This window comes from Mycobacterium sp., assembly GCF_036490025.1.
In the GTDB taxonomy this organism is placed as follows: Bacteria; Actinomycetota; Actinomycetes; order Mycobacteriales; family Mycobacteriaceae; genus Mycobacterium.
Genome location: NZ_DASXEP010000122.1, coordinates 1 through 1,839, shown reverse-complemented (window position 1 = coordinate 1,839; position 1,839 = coordinate 1). Strand labels below are relative to the sequence as shown.

2 protein-coding genes are annotated in these 1,839 nt (G+C 67.5%); both read right to left on the bottom strand.

Annotated elements, in window-relative coordinates; genetic code table 11:
- Positions 1 to 783 (bottom strand): enoyl-CoA hydratase, encoded by a 783-nt coding sequence (locus VGG53_RS12820; RefSeq protein ID WP_331518432.1) that lies wholly within the window; start codon positions 781 to 783, stop codon positions 1 to 3.
- 13 nt (positions 784 to 796) lie between these two features.
- Positions 797 to 1,834: an enoyl-CoA hydratase/isomerase family protein gene (locus VGG53_RS12815; protein ID WP_331518433.1), complete on the bottom strand. Its 1,038-nt coding sequence runs from the start codon at positions 1,832 to 1,834 to the stop codon at positions 797 to 799.
- Between the last annotated feature and the right edge of the window lie 5 nt (positions 1,835 to 1,839).

Here is a 1,839-nt window from a genome sequence, read left to right as displayed (position 1 = left end):
TTAGCGGTGGGTGAAGTTCGGAGCCCGTTTTTCGATGAATGCGGCCATGCCTTCGGACTGGTCGTCGGTCGCGAAAGCCGCATGAAATAGTCGACGTTCGTAGAGCAGACCCTCGGTCAGCGTGGACTCATAGGCGCGGTTGACGGCTTCCTTCGCCATCCGGGACGCCGACCGCGACATCTGCGAGATCGTGGTGGCAACGGCCTTGGCCTCGGTCAGCAGGTCGTCGGCGGGGACGACCCGTGCCACCAGGCCGCTGCGCTCGGCTTCGACCGCGTCGATGGTGCGTCCGGTCAGGATCAGGTCCATTGCCTTGGCCTTGCCGATGGCCCGGGTCAGCCGCTGCGAGCCGCCCATGCCCGGCAGCACGCCCAGCTTGATCTCCGGTTGACCGAATTTCGCGGTGTCGGCGGCGATCAGCACGTCGCACATCATCGCGAGCTCGCAGCCACCACCGAGCGCGTACCCGGCGACCGCGGCGATCGTCGGCGTCCGCACGGCCGCGAGCTTGGCCCACGGGGCGAAGAAGTCGGCGGCGAATGCGTCGGAGAACGCCAGGTGCGACATCTCCTTGATGTCGGCGCCCGCGGCGAACGCCTTCGCCGAGCCGGTGATGATGATCGCCCCGATGCCGGGGTCGTTGTCGAATTCGGCTGCCGCGGTGGTGACTTCGTCCATCACCTGGCTGTTGAGCGCGTTGAGCGCCTTCGGCCGGTTCAGGGTGATGATGCCGACCCGGTCCTCGCGCTCGACCAGGATGGTTTCGTATTCTTTTTCGGCCATGCCCTGCTTCCTTCTAGAACGTCAGTTCGTCGTCGACGGGTGCGAAGTATGCCTCGACGTCAGCCGCGCTCACCTGAGGTAGCGATGCCGGCGACCACTTCGGGTTGCGGTCTTTGTCGACCAGCTGAGCCCGGATGCCCTCCACCAGATCGTGCGAACGCAGCGACGCGGACGACACCCGATAATCCTGGGCCAGAACATCTTCCAGCGTGTCGAGCTTGGCGGCGCGGCGCACGGCCTCCAGCGTGACCGACACGGCGATGGGGGAGCGGGTCGCGATCAGGTTCGCGGCGTCGCTGGCGGGACCGGCGTCATGGCCCCGCAGTGCGGCAACGATATCGGCGACGGTGTCGCCGGCGTAGCAGTGGTCGATCCAATCCCGTTGCGCGGCAAGCTGGCTGGCCGGCGGTTCGACGGCGTGTGCGGCGATGGCCGACTCGACGCCGTCCGCGGCGATAGCTTGGCGCAGCGCATCCAGTTTGTCGTGCGGCACGTAGTGGTCGGCGAAACCCAGAGCGATCGCGTCGGCCCCGGAGAACGGCGCCCCGGTGAGCGCGGCGTGCAGGCCCAGCGATCCCGGTGCGCGCGACAGCAGGTAAGCCCCGCCGACGTCCGGGATGAAGCCGATACCGACCTCGGGCATGGCCATTTTCGACGTCTCGGTCACCACCCGGGTGTTGGCGTGCGCGCCGACCCCGACTCCGCCGCCCATCACGATGCCGTCCATCAGCGCGACGTACTTCTTCGGGAAGCGACCGATCTGACCGTTCATCAGGTATTCGTCGTGCCAGAACCGCCGGGCCTGCACGCCGTCGGCGCGGGCGCTGTGATAGATCGCCACCACGTCACCGCCGGCGCACAGCCCGCGCTCCCCGGCCCCGGAGAGCACCACCGCGCTGATCGCGTCGTCCTGCTCCCAGGCAGTCAGGACCGCGCGCAAGCCAGAGACCATGCCCTGATTCAGCGAGTTGATCGCCTTGGGCCGGTTCAGCGTCACAAAACCGACGCCGTTATCGACGCGGCTCGCAATGTCGTCGGCTTCGTCCGTCACGCGTG

Excerpts from the sequence above, each read along its gene's own strand:
- VGG53_RS12820 (WP_331518432.1), bottom strand. The coding sequence starts at position 783 with ATGGCCGAAAAAGAATACGAAACCATCCTGGTCGAGCGCGAGGACCGG.